The organism is Tolypothrix bouteillei VB521301 (assembly GCF_000760695.4).
Classification (GTDB): Bacteria; Cyanobacteriota; Cyanobacteriia; order Cyanobacteriales; family Nostocaceae; genus Scytonema; species Scytonema bouteillei_A.
In genome coordinates this window covers 6239841-6254273 of sequence record NZ_JHEG04000001.1, presented here as the reverse complement: position 1 = coordinate 6254273, position 14433 = coordinate 6239841, and the positions used below count along the sequence as shown (strand labels likewise).

At 43.2% G+C, this 14433-nt stretch carries 12 protein-coding genes; 9 read left to right on the top strand and 3 right to left on the bottom strand.

The window, feature by feature from the left end; genetic code table 11:
- Nucleotides 1-171: 171 nt before the first annotated feature.
- The 5 genes from HC643_RS25310 (at nt 172) to map (ending at nt 5678) form a co-directional block, all read left to right on the top strand.
- Nucleotides 172-681 (top strand): TIGR02652 family protein, encoded by a 510-nt coding sequence (locus HC643_RS25310; RefSeq protein ID WP_456320639.1) that lies wholly within the window; start codon nt 172-174, stop codon nt 679-681.
- Between the two features lie 84 nt (nt 682-765).
- Nucleotides 766-1209 carry a VOC family protein gene (locus HC643_RS25305; protein WP_038072359.1) on the top strand — a complete coding sequence of 148 codons (444 nt, stop codon included), beginning with the start codon at nt 766-768 and terminating at the stop codon, nt 1207-1209.
- A 131-nt stretch (nt 1210-1340) separates the two neighbouring features.
- Entirely contained in the window at nt 1341-4193 is a 2853-nt protein-coding gene (locus tag HC643_RS25300) for a M16 family metallopeptidase (protein ID WP_038072362.1), read from the top strand.
- A gap of 109 nt (nt 4194-4302) precedes the next feature.
- A complete protein-coding gene (locus tag HC643_RS25295; protein WP_050045174.1) occupies nt 4303-4749 on the top strand; it encodes a cupredoxin domain-containing protein in 447 nt (148 codons plus the stop codon).
- Nucleotides 4750-4844: 95 nt separating this feature from the next.
- A complete protein-coding gene (map, locus tag HC643_RS25290; protein WP_038072365.1) occupies nt 4845-5678 on the top strand; it encodes a type I methionyl aminopeptidase in 834 nt (277 codons plus the stop codon).
- A 197-nt stretch (nt 5679-5875) separates the two neighbouring features.
- Here map and HC643_RS25285 read toward each other — a convergent pair whose 3' ends face one another.
- The 3 genes from HC643_RS25285 to HC643_RS25275 all read right to left on the bottom strand — a co-directional run bounded on the left by HC643_RS25285 (nt 5876) and on the right by HC643_RS25275 (nt 10572).
- On the bottom strand, nt 5876-7048 hold the full coding sequence (locus HC643_RS25285; RefSeq protein ID WP_038072368.1) for a CO2 hydration protein: 1173 nt from the start codon (nt 7046-7048) through the stop codon (nt 5876-5878).
- Nucleotides 7049-7159: 111 nt separating this feature from the next.
- Nucleotides 7160-8647, bottom strand: coding sequence for an NADH-quinone oxidoreductase subunit M (locus HC643_RS25280; RefSeq protein WP_038072371.1), 1488 nt, complete (start codon nt 8645-8647; stop codon nt 7160-7162).
- A gap of 74 nt (nt 8648-8721) precedes the next feature.
- On the bottom strand, nt 8722-10572 hold the full coding sequence (locus HC643_RS25275) for an NAD(P)H-quinone oxidoreductase subunit F (protein ID WP_038072375.1): 1851 nt from the start codon (nt 10570-10572) through the stop codon (nt 8722-8724).
- A 625-nt stretch (nt 10573-11197) separates the two neighbouring features.
- Between HC643_RS25275 and HC643_RS25270 the strand changes: the two genes are divergently transcribed.
- The 4 genes from HC643_RS25270 to HC643_RS25255 all read left to right on the top strand — a co-directional run bounded on the left by HC643_RS25270 (nt 11198) and on the right by HC643_RS25255 (nt 14327).
- Complete coding sequence (locus HC643_RS25270) at nt 11198-11506, top strand: carbon dioxide-concentrating mechanism protein CcmK (protein ID WP_009457333.1); 309 nt, start codon at nt 11198-11200, stop codon at nt 11504-11506.
- Nucleotides 11507-11794: 288 nt separating this feature from the next.
- Complete coding sequence (locus HC643_RS25265) at nt 11795-12142, top strand: carbon dioxide-concentrating mechanism protein CcmK (protein WP_017747342.1); 348 nt, start codon at nt 11795-11797, stop codon at nt 12140-12142.
- 6 nt (nt 12143-12148) lie between these two features.
- Complete coding sequence (locus HC643_RS25260; RefSeq protein ID WP_038072380.1) at nt 12149-12451, top strand: beta-carboxysome shell vertex protein CcmL; 303 nt, start codon at nt 12149-12151, stop codon at nt 12449-12451.
- 193 nt (nt 12452-12644) lie between these two features.
- Nucleotides 12645-14327: a beta-carboxysome scaffolding protein CcmM gene (locus tag HC643_RS25255; protein ID WP_038072382.1), complete on the top strand. Its 1683-nt coding sequence runs from the start codon at nt 12645-12647 to the stop codon at nt 14325-14327.
- Nucleotides 14328-14433 lie beyond the last annotated feature (106 nt).

Below are 14433 nucleotides of genomic sequence, written 5' to 3'. Positions count from 1 at the left end.
TAATCTGAAGGAACTCCAACCTTAAAGTAGGTTGCAAAATTTTAGAATATCACGGTGTAGAACCTAATATAAAAGGTAGCACTCAATCAATACCCAAATGAGGTGGAGCGGAAGTGTAAAAAAAAACAACTCTATAGGTAAAGACAAATATATGTTTTTGAGCACTTCATGATGAACCCAGGCTTGCAGTACCCTATATTTGGTCCCGAAATTCAGTGTCCCCACTGCCGTCAAACAATCCCGGCTTTGACACTAACAGATACATATTTATGCCCCCGGCATGGCGCTTTTGAAGCAAATCCTAAAAATGGAGAGTTAATCCATTTACAATCAGGGCGTCATTGGCGCAGGTGGAATGGTGAATGGTATCGCCAACATACACATCCCGATGGCATTCGGTTTGAAATTCATGAAGCACTAGACAAGCTGTATACCCAAGGCTACCGAGCAACAAGGGTCATCATTGCTAGACGCTATCAAGAATTGATGAGTGGCTACTTAGAACGTAGCACCCCTTGGCGTTCCGGACAATCGGAAACAACATCAGCTCGACTTTACGGTTTACCTGTAGAGTTTAGCCCCGAAGCGTCTGAAGAACCCTGTTGGGAAGTCATTAATTTTGACTTGGAAAAAGAACCCGGTGTCCCAGTCCGCTATCCTTATTTCCGATTGTTTGAATAATGGTTGGTGGTTAGTTGTGAGTCGATAGTGGTTTTTACTGCTAACAACTAACAACTAACCACCGATCGCTACCAATAACTCATAATGCACCACGCCTCTATTCGTACCGCAAATATTTATAGAGCGATCGCCTTCTACGAACAACTCGGCTTTACAGTTTGCGAACGCTTCACCACGGGTTATACCCTAGCTTGCTGGATGGAAGGGCTAGGAGGGAGAATCGAACTGATCCAAATACCCCAACCCAAACCAGCTCCCGATGCTTTTGAAGATGAGCATTATGTCGGGTATTATCACCTATCTTTTGACGTAACAGATATTACACCAGATTTGCCAAGTTGGCTAACAGATTTAAAAGAACGTTTTACTAACGGGGCGCAAAGTAACTCCGAAATGTTACAACCACTGAAAGTTTTGTTAGAACCAACACAACAACAAATTGGAAATCATATTTATGAAGTAACTTTTATTGCGGATACAGATGGTTTACCTTTAGAATTTATTCGTGTTTTAACCACACTCACCTAGTTGTACTTCCTATTTTTTGCAAGTAGAATATTTAACTCTCTACCATTTTGTTAAAGCAATAACATTGAGAGAGAGATTAGAATATAGTCTACAAATCTGTAACCCAAGTTACAGATATATTAATAGAATATATGAGTGTGTTGCCGAAATTCTATCGATATCGTTTTCACGTTTTACTATTGAGTGTTTTAATTACAGTGCTTTTCCTTGGTAATGATACAGCTTTCAGCCAACTGACACAAGAAAATACATTGGTAAGTACACCCCAAAGCATTTCTAGAGAAACATTATCTTCGTCAGTGACAGAAAATGTCCAAAAGACGTTGCTGCAAAATGGACTGACTGTTTTAACAAAAGAAGTCCACTCTAACCCAGTTGTGACCGTACAAGTTTGGTACAAAGTGGGCTCGCGGAACGAAGAATCCGGCTTGAATGGCATTGCTCACCAGTTGGAGCACATGCTCTTTAGGGGGACAAAAAATCGTCCCATTCAATTTGGCAGATTATTTAGCGCTTTAGGTAGTGACTCCAATGCTTTCACAAGCCACGACCAAACGGCGTATTACAACACAGCAGAACGCGATAAACTCAAAGCTTTATTAGTACTAGAAGCAGACAGAATGCAAAATTCTGTTATTGATAACCCGCAACTAGCTAGCGAAAAGCGGGTTGTTATTTCCGAACTTCAAGGGTACGAAAACGAACCAGAATACAGATTGAGCCGTGCTGTTATGCAGGCTTTGTTTCCCAACCATCCCTATGGTTTACCTGTAGGTGGTACTAAAGATGACGTGCAAAAGTTTCAAACAAAACAGGTGAAGAAATACTATCAAAACTTTTACAGCCCCGATAATGCTGTATTAGTCATTGTTGGTGATTTCCAAACCGAACCAACTTTAAATTTAGTTAAAGAAATATTTGGGAAAATACCTAGCAGTTCCCAATCCAAAATCGGTCTTGGAAAGTTGGCTGCAGAGGGAAACCCTCCTAGCAACTTTCCCCAAACTTCACAACCCAAACGCCCCCAATCCCCCAATCCCATCATTCTTCAAGAACCGGGAGCAGCCGCACTACTACACGCAGTCTATCCCTTACCGGATGTCAATCATCCTGATGTTCCTGCTCTCGATGTGATGGACTATATTTTGACTGATGGACGAAATGCACGCCTCTATCAAACACTGGTGGAATCGGGTTGGGCGAATGATGTTTCAGCATCGGTTGTGAGTTTGCTAGCAGGAGGCTGGTATGAATTATCAGTGACAGCTTCTCCAAATCAAGACCTGAAAAAAATTGATTCTTTGCTAAAAGGTGCGATCGCCGAACTGATGAACAAAGGAGTTACATCAGAAGAAGTCAATCGAGCCAAAGCACAGTTAGAAGCATCTCTGATTCTGGGTAACCGAGATATTACCAGTCAAGGAATGCAACTCGGTAATGATGAGACAACGGCTGGTGATTATAAATACACGGAGCGCTATTTAGCAGCCGTGCGCCAGGTGACAACAGCAGATGTACGGCGTGTTGCAACAAAATACCTCCAACCAAAAGTCTGTGTAGTGGGATTTTTTGAACCAACTCAAGCCAAAGGAAAAAGAAAAGACAAAAGCAGCTCGCAAAACTCCAATCTTGTAGCGGAAAATTTCTCATCAGAATCATCAGCAACGAAGGAAGAAGTCACAAAATATTTACCACCTGTTGATTCCCCCGAAGAAATCGCCCAGACAGCCGTCTCTGAGGTATTGCCAGAACAATTCACATTACCAAATGGTCTGCGAGTATTACTTTTTGCCGACCCCAGTTCACCTACAGTCACTCTCAGTGGTTACATTAAAGCAGGTAAAGAATTCGATCCTCACAATAAAGCAGGGCTTGCATCTCTCGTAGCAGAAAACTTAATGAATGGAACCAAAACAAAAGATGCTTTAACCCTCGCTAAAGTTTTAGACGATAGAGGAGCGAGTTTGGATTTTGAAACATTCCGTGAAGGTGTGCGGGTTGAGGGGAGCGCTCTAGCATCAGATTTGCCAGTTTTAGTACAAACATTAGCAGATACTGTTAAAAATGCAACATTTCCAGTCAAAGAGTTAGAACTCAGCCGCAAACAAGCACTCATTGCCTTAAAGCAAGAGTTAGATGACCCTTCTGAGGTTGCAGAAAGAACATTTGTTCAATCTCTTTATCCGGAAAAACACCCATTACACAAATTTCCTACAGAAAAAAGTCTGCGGCTCCTGAAACGTCAAGATGTTGTTGAATTTAAGGAAAAACACTACCGCCCGGATACAACAGTTCTCGCACTCTTAGGGAATTTTTCAGTCACTGAAGTAGAAGCGCTGATTGCACAAGAATTGGGGAATTGGAATACCATCGGTCAACCACCAGAATTAACATATCCAAAGGTATCTCTACCGGAAAAAGTGGTGAGCATTAACCCCATTCTTCCCGGTAAAGCTCAAGCCATTACTTATATGGGTAATCAAGGGATTAACCGTAAAGATCCCCGATTCTACGCAGCGTTGGTGTTAAATCAAATTTTAGGAGGCGATACCTTATCGAGCCGATTGGGGTCAGAAGTGCGCGATCGCCAAGGTTTAACCTACGGAATTTACAGCAACTTTTTAGCAGGGAAAAATTCTGGAACATTTTTAATTGAAATGCAAACTAGCCCGGAAGATACCCGTCAAGCCATTGCTAGAACCCGCGAACTGTTGCAACAAATCCACCAACAAGGTGTTACGGCTGAGGAAATAGAGACAGCTAAACGAAATTTGATCGGCAATTACACGGTTTCTTTAGCAAATCCAGAGGAATTAGTCAATAGAATTTTGATGAACGAGGTCTACGGGTTAGATAAAGAAGAATTGCGCTCTTTCACGGCAAAAATTCAAGCAGTGTCCATCGAAGAAGTGAATCAAGCCGCTCGTGAGTTACTCTACCCAGATAAAATTATTGTAGTCACAGCAGGACCCCACAGTAATTAGTGAGAGCCACCGATGCTCGCGAGCTCGGTTTTTGGTCCCTCGTTCTCAGGCTCAGCCTGGAAATGAGGGACTAATCACTCATAATATCTATAAAAAAAATTACAAAATTATGAGAGTTATTCTAGCGATCGCACTTCTATGCCTTCTTATAGCAACGACTGCTTCAGTAGAGGCAGCAGATTTTCAAAATATACTAAAGCAACCAGTCATAGAAACTACAATTAGCCTGGGTACTTCTACTAATGAATTGCAATTTGAACCAAACCACCTAGAATTTGAAGCGGGAAAACGTTACAAACTTCGACTGATAAATCCCAGTACCCAAAAACACTATTTTACAGCTAAGGATTTCGCCGATAGTATATGGACGCAAAAAGTGGAAGCAGGTAACGTAGAAATAAAAGGAGCTATTCACGAACTCGAACTGAAACCAAAAGCAGAAGCAGAATGGTTTTTTGTACCGCTAAAGCTCGGAACATATAGTTTGCGCTGTCCGATAACGGGACATACGGAAGCAGGAATGACAGGCGAAATTATCATATCTGCTGAACGGTAACATCTACAATAAGCTAACCTAGAAATATAAGTAATGTTTCTCAATAGATAGAAGAATCATTGACACGTTGGCACTAGGCGCAAAAAACAATTCTCATGAACATTCTCAGTCACCTGCTCTCTCAACCAGCTCAAAGCAACCGTCAAACAGAAAAAAGACAGCGTCGCGGAATTGAACTCAAATCCCCGCGTGAAATAGAAATTATGCGGCAATCCGCAAAAATAGTGGCAACCGTGCTGAAAGAAATTTCCGAGTTGGTCCAACCAGGGATGACCACAGCCGACTTAGATGCTCATGCTGAAAAGCGCATCCGGGAAATGGGTGCAACGCCTAGTTTCAAAGGTTACCACGGTTTTAAAGGTTCCATTTGTTCCAGTATTAATAATGAAGTTGTACACGGTATACCCAGTGCAAAAAAAGTTATTCGTGCTGGAGATGTCTTAAAAGTCGATACCGGTGCTTATTATCAAGGTTTTCATGGCGATTCTTGCATTACAATTGCTGTTGGTGAAGTCACTCCAGAAGCTGCACGCTTGATTCGTGTTGCTGAAGAAGCTCTTTATAAAGGCATTGAACAAGTCAAAGCAGGAAACTACCTCATGGATATTGCGGGCGCGATAGAAGATCACGTCAAAGCTAATAACTTTTGTGTAGTAGAAGATTTTACCGGACACGGTGTTGGTCGTAATTTACACGAAGAACCTTCCGTATTTAATTTCCGCACTCGCGATATGCCAAACGTCAAACTACGTGCTGGAATGACACTGGCAATTGAGCCAATTTTGAATGCTGGGTCTAAGTTTACGCGCATCTTATCAGACCGTTGGACCGCTGTCACAGTTGATAATTCTCTATCGGCTCAATTCGAGCACACCGTATTGGTAACGGAGACGGGCTACGAAATTTTGACAGACCGTACAAAGCTTTAACTGGAAGAAAGGCAGAGAGCAGAAGGTAACGTCTTTGCTGTCTTCTCGTTCCGGTGGTGGAGCCACCGGAACAAGGTTTAAAACTAATGAGATGCAGAGGACGCAGAGGTACGAGGTGAGAAAGCTCTTATTTCCTGAAGTTTCGCTCCACCTTAACAGGGCTGGGTAGTATACTGCCTATCCTACTTCTGCTTTCATCACACCTTTTGAGGTAGGGCTACCGGACAAAAATTGGCTTCTTCATTAACTTCAAGCAATCGTGAAGTCTTGAGCCGATCGAGCCACTGTTGCAAATACACGCGATTGGTTTGCTGCTCATCTGGATCTGTAGTATCCACAGGATAAGGCATAAGCCCTAAAATGGCTGCGGTCGTTACGCAGAACATGGACTTCTGGAAACTCATACATATTTGTACCCGCAAATCATCTTCCCCCCTGCGACTGCCACGATAAACTTCGTGCAAATACTCTGGGAGATAGTGACGCATATCCTGCATTAGCAAGGTAGGAGGAATACCTGCACCTCCGATTGGCAAAGGATCTGCATATAACGCGCCATACTGAAAGCGAGCTTGATCGGGTGAAATTTGATAAGCTTGGGCATTATATGAAACTGTACCGAGGAAGGGTGTACCTCGGAAAAAGACAGCTTCTACATAAGGTATGGCTGTATCTGCTAGGAATGTCAAACCAATAGAAGCAGGTATAACATCGTAAATCTTATCTCGAATTTTGACTGAGTAAGTAATTGGTCTTTTAGCATCTGCCACCAACCCCGCTTTGATATGGTCTACAACTTCAGGAATAGATTTGATTTTTCCTTCGTCATAAAGGTCAGATAAAGAGAGGAAGATATCAGCCATGACACGCCAGAATTGACCCAATGCGCTGTAGTAAGAAAAAACACGCATTTGTTCAATTAGGAAATCGGGAAATAATTCGTTTATCCCCAACATTAAGGGATTGTTTTTAAATTTTGCTCTAATAACAGCTCGCGCTCTGTCTTGAAATTCTTCTGTATCTAAATATTCATCTAGCCCACCACCACCATGCCAAAGCATTGCTTTCATGCAATATTCAGCATATTCAAAATTAATGCGATCGTGCCACCAATGTTTTAGTAATTTATTAACAGAGAATTCATTATTAAAGTATTTAAAAAACGGAAAAAATACCAAAAATTGATTTTCGGCAATGTAAATAAGATTCTTAGAGTAGGCATCTAAAACGACACCGTAACTTTTCAGAATACCAACAACTTCCAGTAAATTTTCAGGATTATCTGGAAGCAATGCACCTCCTGCTTCCAACCGTTCAATATACTCAAATAATGGGTAATTCTTACTAGGTTTGTTTTTCATGCTTACCATGTTTGATTAACTCCTAGAAATGGAGGGATTTGGATAGGGGGTAGAGAAGGATAGGGGGGTAGCGCAAGAGTAAAAGTCTCTCTTGTCTCCCTTGTCCCCTATCCCGAGTCTCTAGTCCTTAGCAGATACTGTGGCAACAGGACTCGGTGCAGCTATCATTGCTGCGATTGTCGGTTCACTCCAACGTGCTAACCAATTGGGTTGGATACCATAAATCACAATCAGTACTGCTAATACAACTGCAGGCGCTCGTTCTGCCCAAGAAACCCGAGGTAAATTTGAAACCTGTGGGGATAAGCGTCCAAAAAAAGCACGGTTTGTAAGCAGCAAGAAGTAAACAGCTGTTAAGCCAGTACCAATCATGGATATAAGGGTTTGGATTGGGAAAACAGCAAAACTACTGCGGAAGATGATGAATTCTGAAATAAACCCAACCATACCAGGTATACCAGAACTTGCCATGACTCCTAAAACCATCAAACTCCCAATCACTGGCATTCCTCGTTCGGGATTGAGCAGCCCTCGGAGAGTATCTAAGTCACGGCTACCAGCTTTTTTATAGACAATTCCCACAAGTAAGAACAAAAGCGCAGAAATCAGCCCGTGGCTGATCATTTGCAACATAGTTCCTAAAATACTGAGCGGTGTTGCTGCTGCTGCTGCTAGAAGCACGTAGCCCATGTGCCCTATGGAACTATATGCCACCATCTTCTTCATATCTTTTTGGGCGATCGCACAAGATGATCCGTAAAGTACGCTCAAGACCGCCCAAGTTGCCAATGCGGGGGCTAAATAATGCCAAGCCTCTGGCAATAAGTTCATTCCAAATCTCAGCAAACCATAAGTTCCCAGTTTCAGCAGTACCCCTGCTAATAGGACTGAAACAGGTGTGGAAGCTTCAACGTGAGCATCGGGTAACCAAGTGTGTAAGGGAACTAAGGGAATTTTGATGCCAAAACCAATTAAGATTCCTAACAGCAAAAGAACTTGAGTTTCCAACGTTAAAGATTGGGTATTTATGGCATCTAATGCAAAGCTAGAAGAACCGCTCAGCCAAACGATACCGAGAAAACTCGCTAAAATGACGATTCCAGAAACAGCCGTGTATATAAGAAATTTAGTAGCTGCGTAGCCTCGTTTTTCTCCACCCCAAATAGCTATAAGTAGGTATAGGGGAATGAGTTCTATTTCATAAAACAGGAAAAACAGCAGTAAATCCTGTGCAATAAAAGCGCCACTCACTCCTGTATTTAAAAGTAGGAGTAAGGAGTAGTAAAAGCGAGGACGACTAATTTCTGGATCGCTACTGTAGATGGCAATACCTGTTAGCAACCCGTTGAGAAGCAGCAATGGTAATGACAAACCATCTATTCCCAGACGATAGTTTAAACCGAGACTCTCTATCCAAGGCAAAAACTCGGTGAATTGTTGATTAACCTCGGAGAGGTTAAACAAACTAGCCAGTACCAACGTCCAAATGAAACTTACACTGGCAATAACCAAAGCCAACCTCTTACTGGCTTTTGGAGTCATCCCAAAAGGTAAAAAACTGATTAATGCCGCACCTAGCAATGGCAACAAAATGAGAGTACTGAGCATAATGTTAGTGGTTGGTGGTTAGTGGTTGGTGGTTTTTAATTAGTCGTTAAGAATCATTAACTAACAACTAACAACTAACCAATTTTTAACAAACCTAATGACCAGCTAATGAGAAAACCAAAAATACTGACACCAATGACAATGGTCAACAAATAACCTTGCGAACGACCCGATACACTATACTTTAAAGATTGCCCGCTAAATATCGTCGCAAATCCTACTAAGTTGATGAAACCATCAACTAAATAGCGATCGCTCCAAGCAGAAAATCTAGACAGCAACGCGACTGCACTTACGACTGTGACTCGATAAATTCTGTCAATGTAAAAGTCATAACCCAGTAAGTCTTGTACAAATCTCCATCCCAAAACTCTAGATCTTGACCAAGCTTTGTGCAGGTAAATACTCGACCCGATAGTCACTCCTACTAAGCTAGAAGACAATAAGATAGCTACTATGTACCAATTTATGCTTTGCCAATCTGGTAGTAAGTACCATTGCTGTAGCATGAGAGGAACTAACAAAGTGACTGTGGTTAGTGCCACCATTGGAAATGCCATTGGCCAACCAACTTCTGGAGCACGACGGGTTTTTGGTTGCGCTTCCCCCCAAAAGACTAACCGAAAGACTCTTGTTAAATTTAATGCTGTTAAACCATTAACCAGTACTAAAATTCCAATCACCCAGGGGCTAACCAAAGCTAAACCATCAGCCCAACCTAACATTGCCCAAAAGCTTCCCAACGGTAGCAGCGTTACCATACCTGCTGAACCAACAACAAAGGCAGTGGTGGTTGCTGGCATCCTCGACCACAAGCCACCCATTTCTGTCAGGTCTTGCGTACTGGTAGTAAATATAACTGACCCTGAACTCATAAATAGCAGTGCTTTGGCAATGGCATGAGTAAATAGCAACATCAGGGCGACACCCCCTTGTTCCATCCCGACTGCTAAAAATGCCAACCCCATGTATGCACTTGTGGAATGGGATAGCGCTCGCTTAATGTCAATTTGGGCAATAGATACCAACGATGCACCCACCGCTGTCACCGTACCCATAATAATTAAAGCGTTTAGAGCAACTGGAGATAGTGCCAGCAGAGGCTGTAGTTTGTACAGTATGTAAGCTCCACCAGCGACCACCATTGAGTTCCGCATCACCGAAGCTGGGTTGGGACCTTCCATGGCTTCATCCAACCACAGATGTAGGGGGAACTGAGCGCATTTACCAGCAGGTCCGGCTATTAATGCCAAACCCAATAAAGTTGATGCGAGGGGGCTTAACTCAGCCGTTTGCGCCCATTCATACAAATCTGAGAAATTTAAGCTTCCTGCTATGGTGGAAAGTGTTACAACTCCCATCAGTAGCAGTAAGTCTCCCACTCTCTTAGTAAAAAATGCATCTCGCGCAGCTGTGACTACCAAAGGTTGTGCGTACCAGAAACCAACCAACAAGTAGGTGGAAAGAGTCAGCATTTCTAAGAGGGCATAACTGAGAAATAAGGAATCGCTGATAGCTAACCCATTCAGTGCTGCTTCAAAAAATCCCATTAAGGCAAAGAAACGCGCTAATGCCCAGTCTTTCTCCATATAACCTAGGGCATAAATTTGAGCCAGCAAGCTCAAGCCACCGATCATAACTGTTGCGCCAACGCTAACAGGAGAAATCTCCAAAGCAAAGGACAAGTCAAAATCTACAGCCTTAAACCAGGTAATGACAAAATTTTCTGGTTCCCTATTCCAAATATCTATAAAGACCAGCAGGCTGTGAACAAAAGCTACAACAGTTGTCAACAGGTTAAAATAAGCGGCAGGTCTGGGTCCTGTACGTTTAACAAGCCCCATTGCCCACGGTAAGGTTAAAAGCGCACCTATTAACCCATAAAAAGGTATCCACCAACTGGTTGAAAACAGAGACTGGTTCATCTAAAGATTCCTGAGAAAACAATGTTTTTATGCTTTGATAAAATTGCTTTAATCCCCGACCATCTCGGACAATTCTAAATGGATTCTTCTAATACAACTTTCTCATTTTCTACCTCTAAGATACAAAAAAAGAGTAAAGCCCCTAAAAAAACATAAGTTTTCTACCCGTTCTCACCTTCGTTAGCAAAATTGGAATTGCTAATGACAAAAACCCGGTTTATAAGGTAGATAAGTAAAACTTATATATTTTCTTCATACGTTTTTACATGGCTAGCAAAAAGCGAGGAAGGACAGTAGAAGAACTCGTTGAGTTTTTTGTCATTCCTCTTGGGATGGAATTTCCGCTTGTATGAACTTGTTTTAGCCAATGTCATAAAAAAATTATAAAGCAGAAGTGGCTGCTCTAGGAATCTGTGAAGTTCAGTTGAGCAAAATCCACCCCTTAATTTATGTTAAGTTTTTTAAAACTTTTTTATTACAAACTATTATGGTAATTTATATTGCCAGGGGTGCAAAGCTTTTCTATGCTTGATTTGGATATGCTTTTCAGTGTCAAGATCAGCATCCCCGTCTAAATTTTCGGTTCTTCAGTACATATTGCACTAACTTATTCAGGAGTTCTGCGATGCCAATTGCAGTTGGGATGATTGAAACAAAGGGGTTTCCAGCAGTAGTGGAAGCCGCAGATGCGATGGTGAAAGCCGCTCGCGTCACTTTAGTAGGGTATGAAAAAATCGGCAGTGCTCGGGTTACTGTAATCGTTCGCGGAGATGTATCTGAAGTACAAGCTTCAGTTGCTGCGGGAGTTGAAGCAGCCAGAAGAGTCAATGGCGGTGAGGTTGTATCCACTCACATTATTGCCCGTCCCCATGAAAACCTAGAATACGTCTTGCCCATCCGCTACACCGAAGCAGTGGAGCAATTCCGAACTTAGGAATTTTGGATGAGTAAATTTTGGATTGGGGGATTTGAGATTTTGGAGTTACTGCGTTGTCTAGAGCAGTGCGGTCTTGGGGTAATCCAAAGACTGATATCTTGTAGACTAAACTCAAAGAAGCTGGGTTGGTGAAATGCGGGGCTAAGCTCAGGAGCAAGTTGGTCAACAGCATAGACGTTAGGTCTGAAATTTAGAACCTTCAATCCAAAATCTAAAATTTTATCGGCGATGATTTCTTGTCGATAAGTTTTGTGTTCATTTTTTAAGCATAGAGGAACAAAATTCATGTCAATTGCAGTAGGAATGGTTGAAACGCTGGGCTTTCCGGCGGTTGTAGAAGCAGCAGACGCAATGGTCAAAGCAGCTCGTGTAACCTTGGTAGGCTATGAGAAAATTGGAAGTGGTCGTGTAACAGTTATTGTTCGGGGGGATGTTTCGGAAGTACAAGCTTCTGTTTCTGCTGGAGTGGAATCCGTAAAGCGAGTCAATGGCGGACAAGTTTTGTCTACACACATCATTGCTCGTCCTCACGAAAACTTGGAGTATGTTCTACCTATTCGATACACCGAAGATGTAGAGCAATTCCGCGAAAATGTTAATGCGATTCGTCCCTTTGGTGGTAGAAGACCATAACGCGTAATGCAAATTGCAAAAGTTCGCGGCACAGTAGTGAGCACGCAAAAAGATCCAAGTCTGAGGGGTGTCAAACTACTGCTGTTGCAATTAGTAGATGAAGAAGGGCGTATTCAGCAAGAATACGAGGTAGCAGCTGATAGTGTGGGTGCTGGAGTAGATGAGTGGGTACTGGTTTGTCGTGGCAGTGCTGCCCGTCAAATTCTAGGAAATGAGCAACGTCCTGTAGATGCAGCCGTCGTGGCAATCATTGATACAGTCCACGTAGAAGAGCGGCTGATTTACAGCAAAAAAGATCAGTATAGGTAGTTGCTAATGGCTAATAGTGAGTCCAGCGCTGCAGGCGGGTTTCCCGCGCCCTGGCGACTGGCGAACAAGGAAGGGCTAATGGCTAATGGCTAATGGCTGATGGAACAATTAGCGCTTAACAATTAGCGATTATCAATTAGCAACTAACAATTAGCAATTAGCGATTAACACAATTAGAGGAGGAATAAGCGCAATGGCAGTTACCAGCACGGCGGCACCCCCTACCCCGTGGTCGAGAAGTTTATCTGAACCAAAAATCCATGAAAGTGCCTTTGTACACCCATTTTCTAACATTATTGGAGATGTACGTGTCGGTGCTAATGTGATTGTTGCACCAAGCACTTCTGTTCGGGCAGATGAGGGTACACCTTTTTATATAGGTGAGAATACTAACCTGCAGGATGGTGTTGTTGTTCATGGATTGGAACAAGGACGGGTCATTGGTGACGACCAGAATGAGTATTCAGTATGGATTGGTAGCAATGCGTCTATTACTCATATGGCTCTCATTCACGGACCCGCCTATGTTGGAGACAGCTGCTTTATCGGCTTTCGCTCAACAGTCTTTAACGCTCGGGTAGGGGCTGGTTGCATTGTCATGATGCACGCTTTGATCCAAGATGTGGAAATTCCTCCTGGCAAATACGTACCTTCTGGAGCAATTATTACTACTCAGCAACAAGCAGACCGCTTGCCTGATGTGCAAGACCAAGATAAGCATTTTGCCCATCATGTTGTAGGTATTAATCAGGCTTTACGGTCTGGCTATCTTTGTGCCGCAGATAGTAAGTGTATTAGAAGAGTTAGAGACGAGTTAGATAAATCTTATACAAGCAACGGTGTTAACGGTTTAGAAAGGAGTAATGACGTGGCGAGCAGTAGCTTGGGTGCTGAAACAGTAGAACAGGTACGCTACCTGTTGGAGCAAGGGTACAAAATTGGCACGGAGCATGTGGATCAAAGACGTTTCCGTACAGGCTCTTGGCAAAGTTGTCAACCTATAGAAGCGAGATCGGTGAGGGATGCGATCGCACTTTTGGAAGGTTGTCTGAGCGATCACTCGGGAGAATATGTACGCCTGTTTGGGATTGACCCCAATGGCAGACGGCGCGTGTTAGAAACGATAATACAGCGTCCCGATGGAGTAGCAAGCACATCTTCTACTTTTAAAGCCCCTACATCAACAAGCAATAGCAGCTACAACGGTAACGGTAACAGCAACGGTACGAGCACTAGTAGTAGCAACAAAATCAACGGTGACATTACACAGCAAATCAGCCAGTTATTAAACCAAGGTTATAAAATTGGCATGGAACACGTAGATGAGCGGCGCTTCCGCACGGGTTCTTGGCAAAGCTGTACCCCCGTAAGTGCAACAAGTACAACAGAGGTAGTTGCTGCGTTAGAAGAATGCATGAGCAGTCACCAAGGTGAATACGTGCGGCTGATTGGGATTGACCCCAAAGCCAAGCGTCGGGTGCTAGAAACCATCATTCAAAGACCGGGCGATCCAGTTTCTTCAATTAGCTCCTCGAGTTCAGGCTCTAGTGCATCTTCCTCAAGCTACTCCTCCTCCTCAAGTTACTCCACACCAACCTCATCAGCAACCAGTACTCGTTTAAGTTCTGAAGCTCTCGACCAGCTGCGACATCTCATTGCTAGTGGGTACAAAATTAGTGCCGAACACGTAGATCAACGTCGATTCCGCATTGGTTCTTGGTCTAGCTGCGGACAAATTGAGGCTAACTCCGCATCACAAGCAGCAGCAGCATTGGAAGCTTTCCTTGCAGAGTATCCAGGAGAATACGTGCGCTTGGTTGGTATTGACCCCAAAGGCAAGCGTCGTGTGGCAGAGGTGATTATTCAACGTCCGTAGTTTGGGGGACGAGGAGATAGCGGGACAAGGGGGACAAGGTAGATAAGGGAGGAAATTCTACTTCATCTTCCCCCAATCTCTCACTCTTCTCCACTCCCCCTCGAAG

Bases quoted from the DNA above. Each gene is read 5' to 3' on its own strand.
- HC643_RS25255 (WP_038072382.1), top strand. From the start codon at position 12,645: ATGGCAGTTACCAGCACGGCGGCACCCCCTACCCCGTGGTCGAGAAGT.
- HC643_RS25295 (WP_050045174.1), top strand. From the start codon at position 4,303: ATGAGAGTTATTCTAGCGATCGCACTTCTATGCCTTCTTATAGCAACG.
- HC643_RS25280 (WP_038072371.1), bottom strand. From the start codon at position 8,647: ATGCTCAGTACTCTCATTTTGTTGCCATTGCTAGGTGCGGCATTAATC.
- HC643_RS25265 (WP_017747342.1), top strand. From the start codon at position 11,795: ATGTCAATTGCAGTAGGAATGGTTGAAACGCTGGGCTTTCCGGCGGTT.
- HC643_RS25285 (WP_038072368.1), bottom strand. From the start codon at position 7,048: ATGGTAAGCATGAAAAACAAACCTAGTAAGAATTACCCATTATTTGAG.
- HC643_RS25260 (WP_038072380.1), top strand. From the start codon at position 12,149: ATGCAAATTGCAAAAGTTCGCGGCACAGTAGTGAGCACGCAAAAAGAT.
- map (WP_038072365.1), top strand. From the start codon at position 4,845: ATGAACATTCTCAGTCACCTGCTCTCTCAACCAGCTCAAAGCAACCGT.
- HC643_RS25300 (WP_038072362.1), top strand. From the start codon at position 1,341: ATGAGTGTGTTGCCGAAATTCTATCGATATCGTTTTCACGTTTTACTA.
- HC643_RS25305 (WP_038072359.1), top strand. From the start codon at position 766: ATGCACCACGCCTCTATTCGTACCGCAAATATTTATAGAGCGATCGCC.
- HC643_RS25275 (WP_038072375.1), bottom strand. From the start codon at position 10,572: ATGAACCAGTCTCTGTTTTCAACCAGTTGGTGGATACCTTTTTATGGG.
- HC643_RS25310 (WP_456320639.1), top strand. From the start codon at position 172: ATGAACCCAGGCTTGCAGTACCCTATATTTGGTCCCGAAATTCAGTGT.
- HC643_RS25270 (WP_009457333.1), top strand. From the start codon at position 11,198: ATGCCAATTGCAGTTGGGATGATTGAAACAAAGGGGTTTCCAGCAGTA.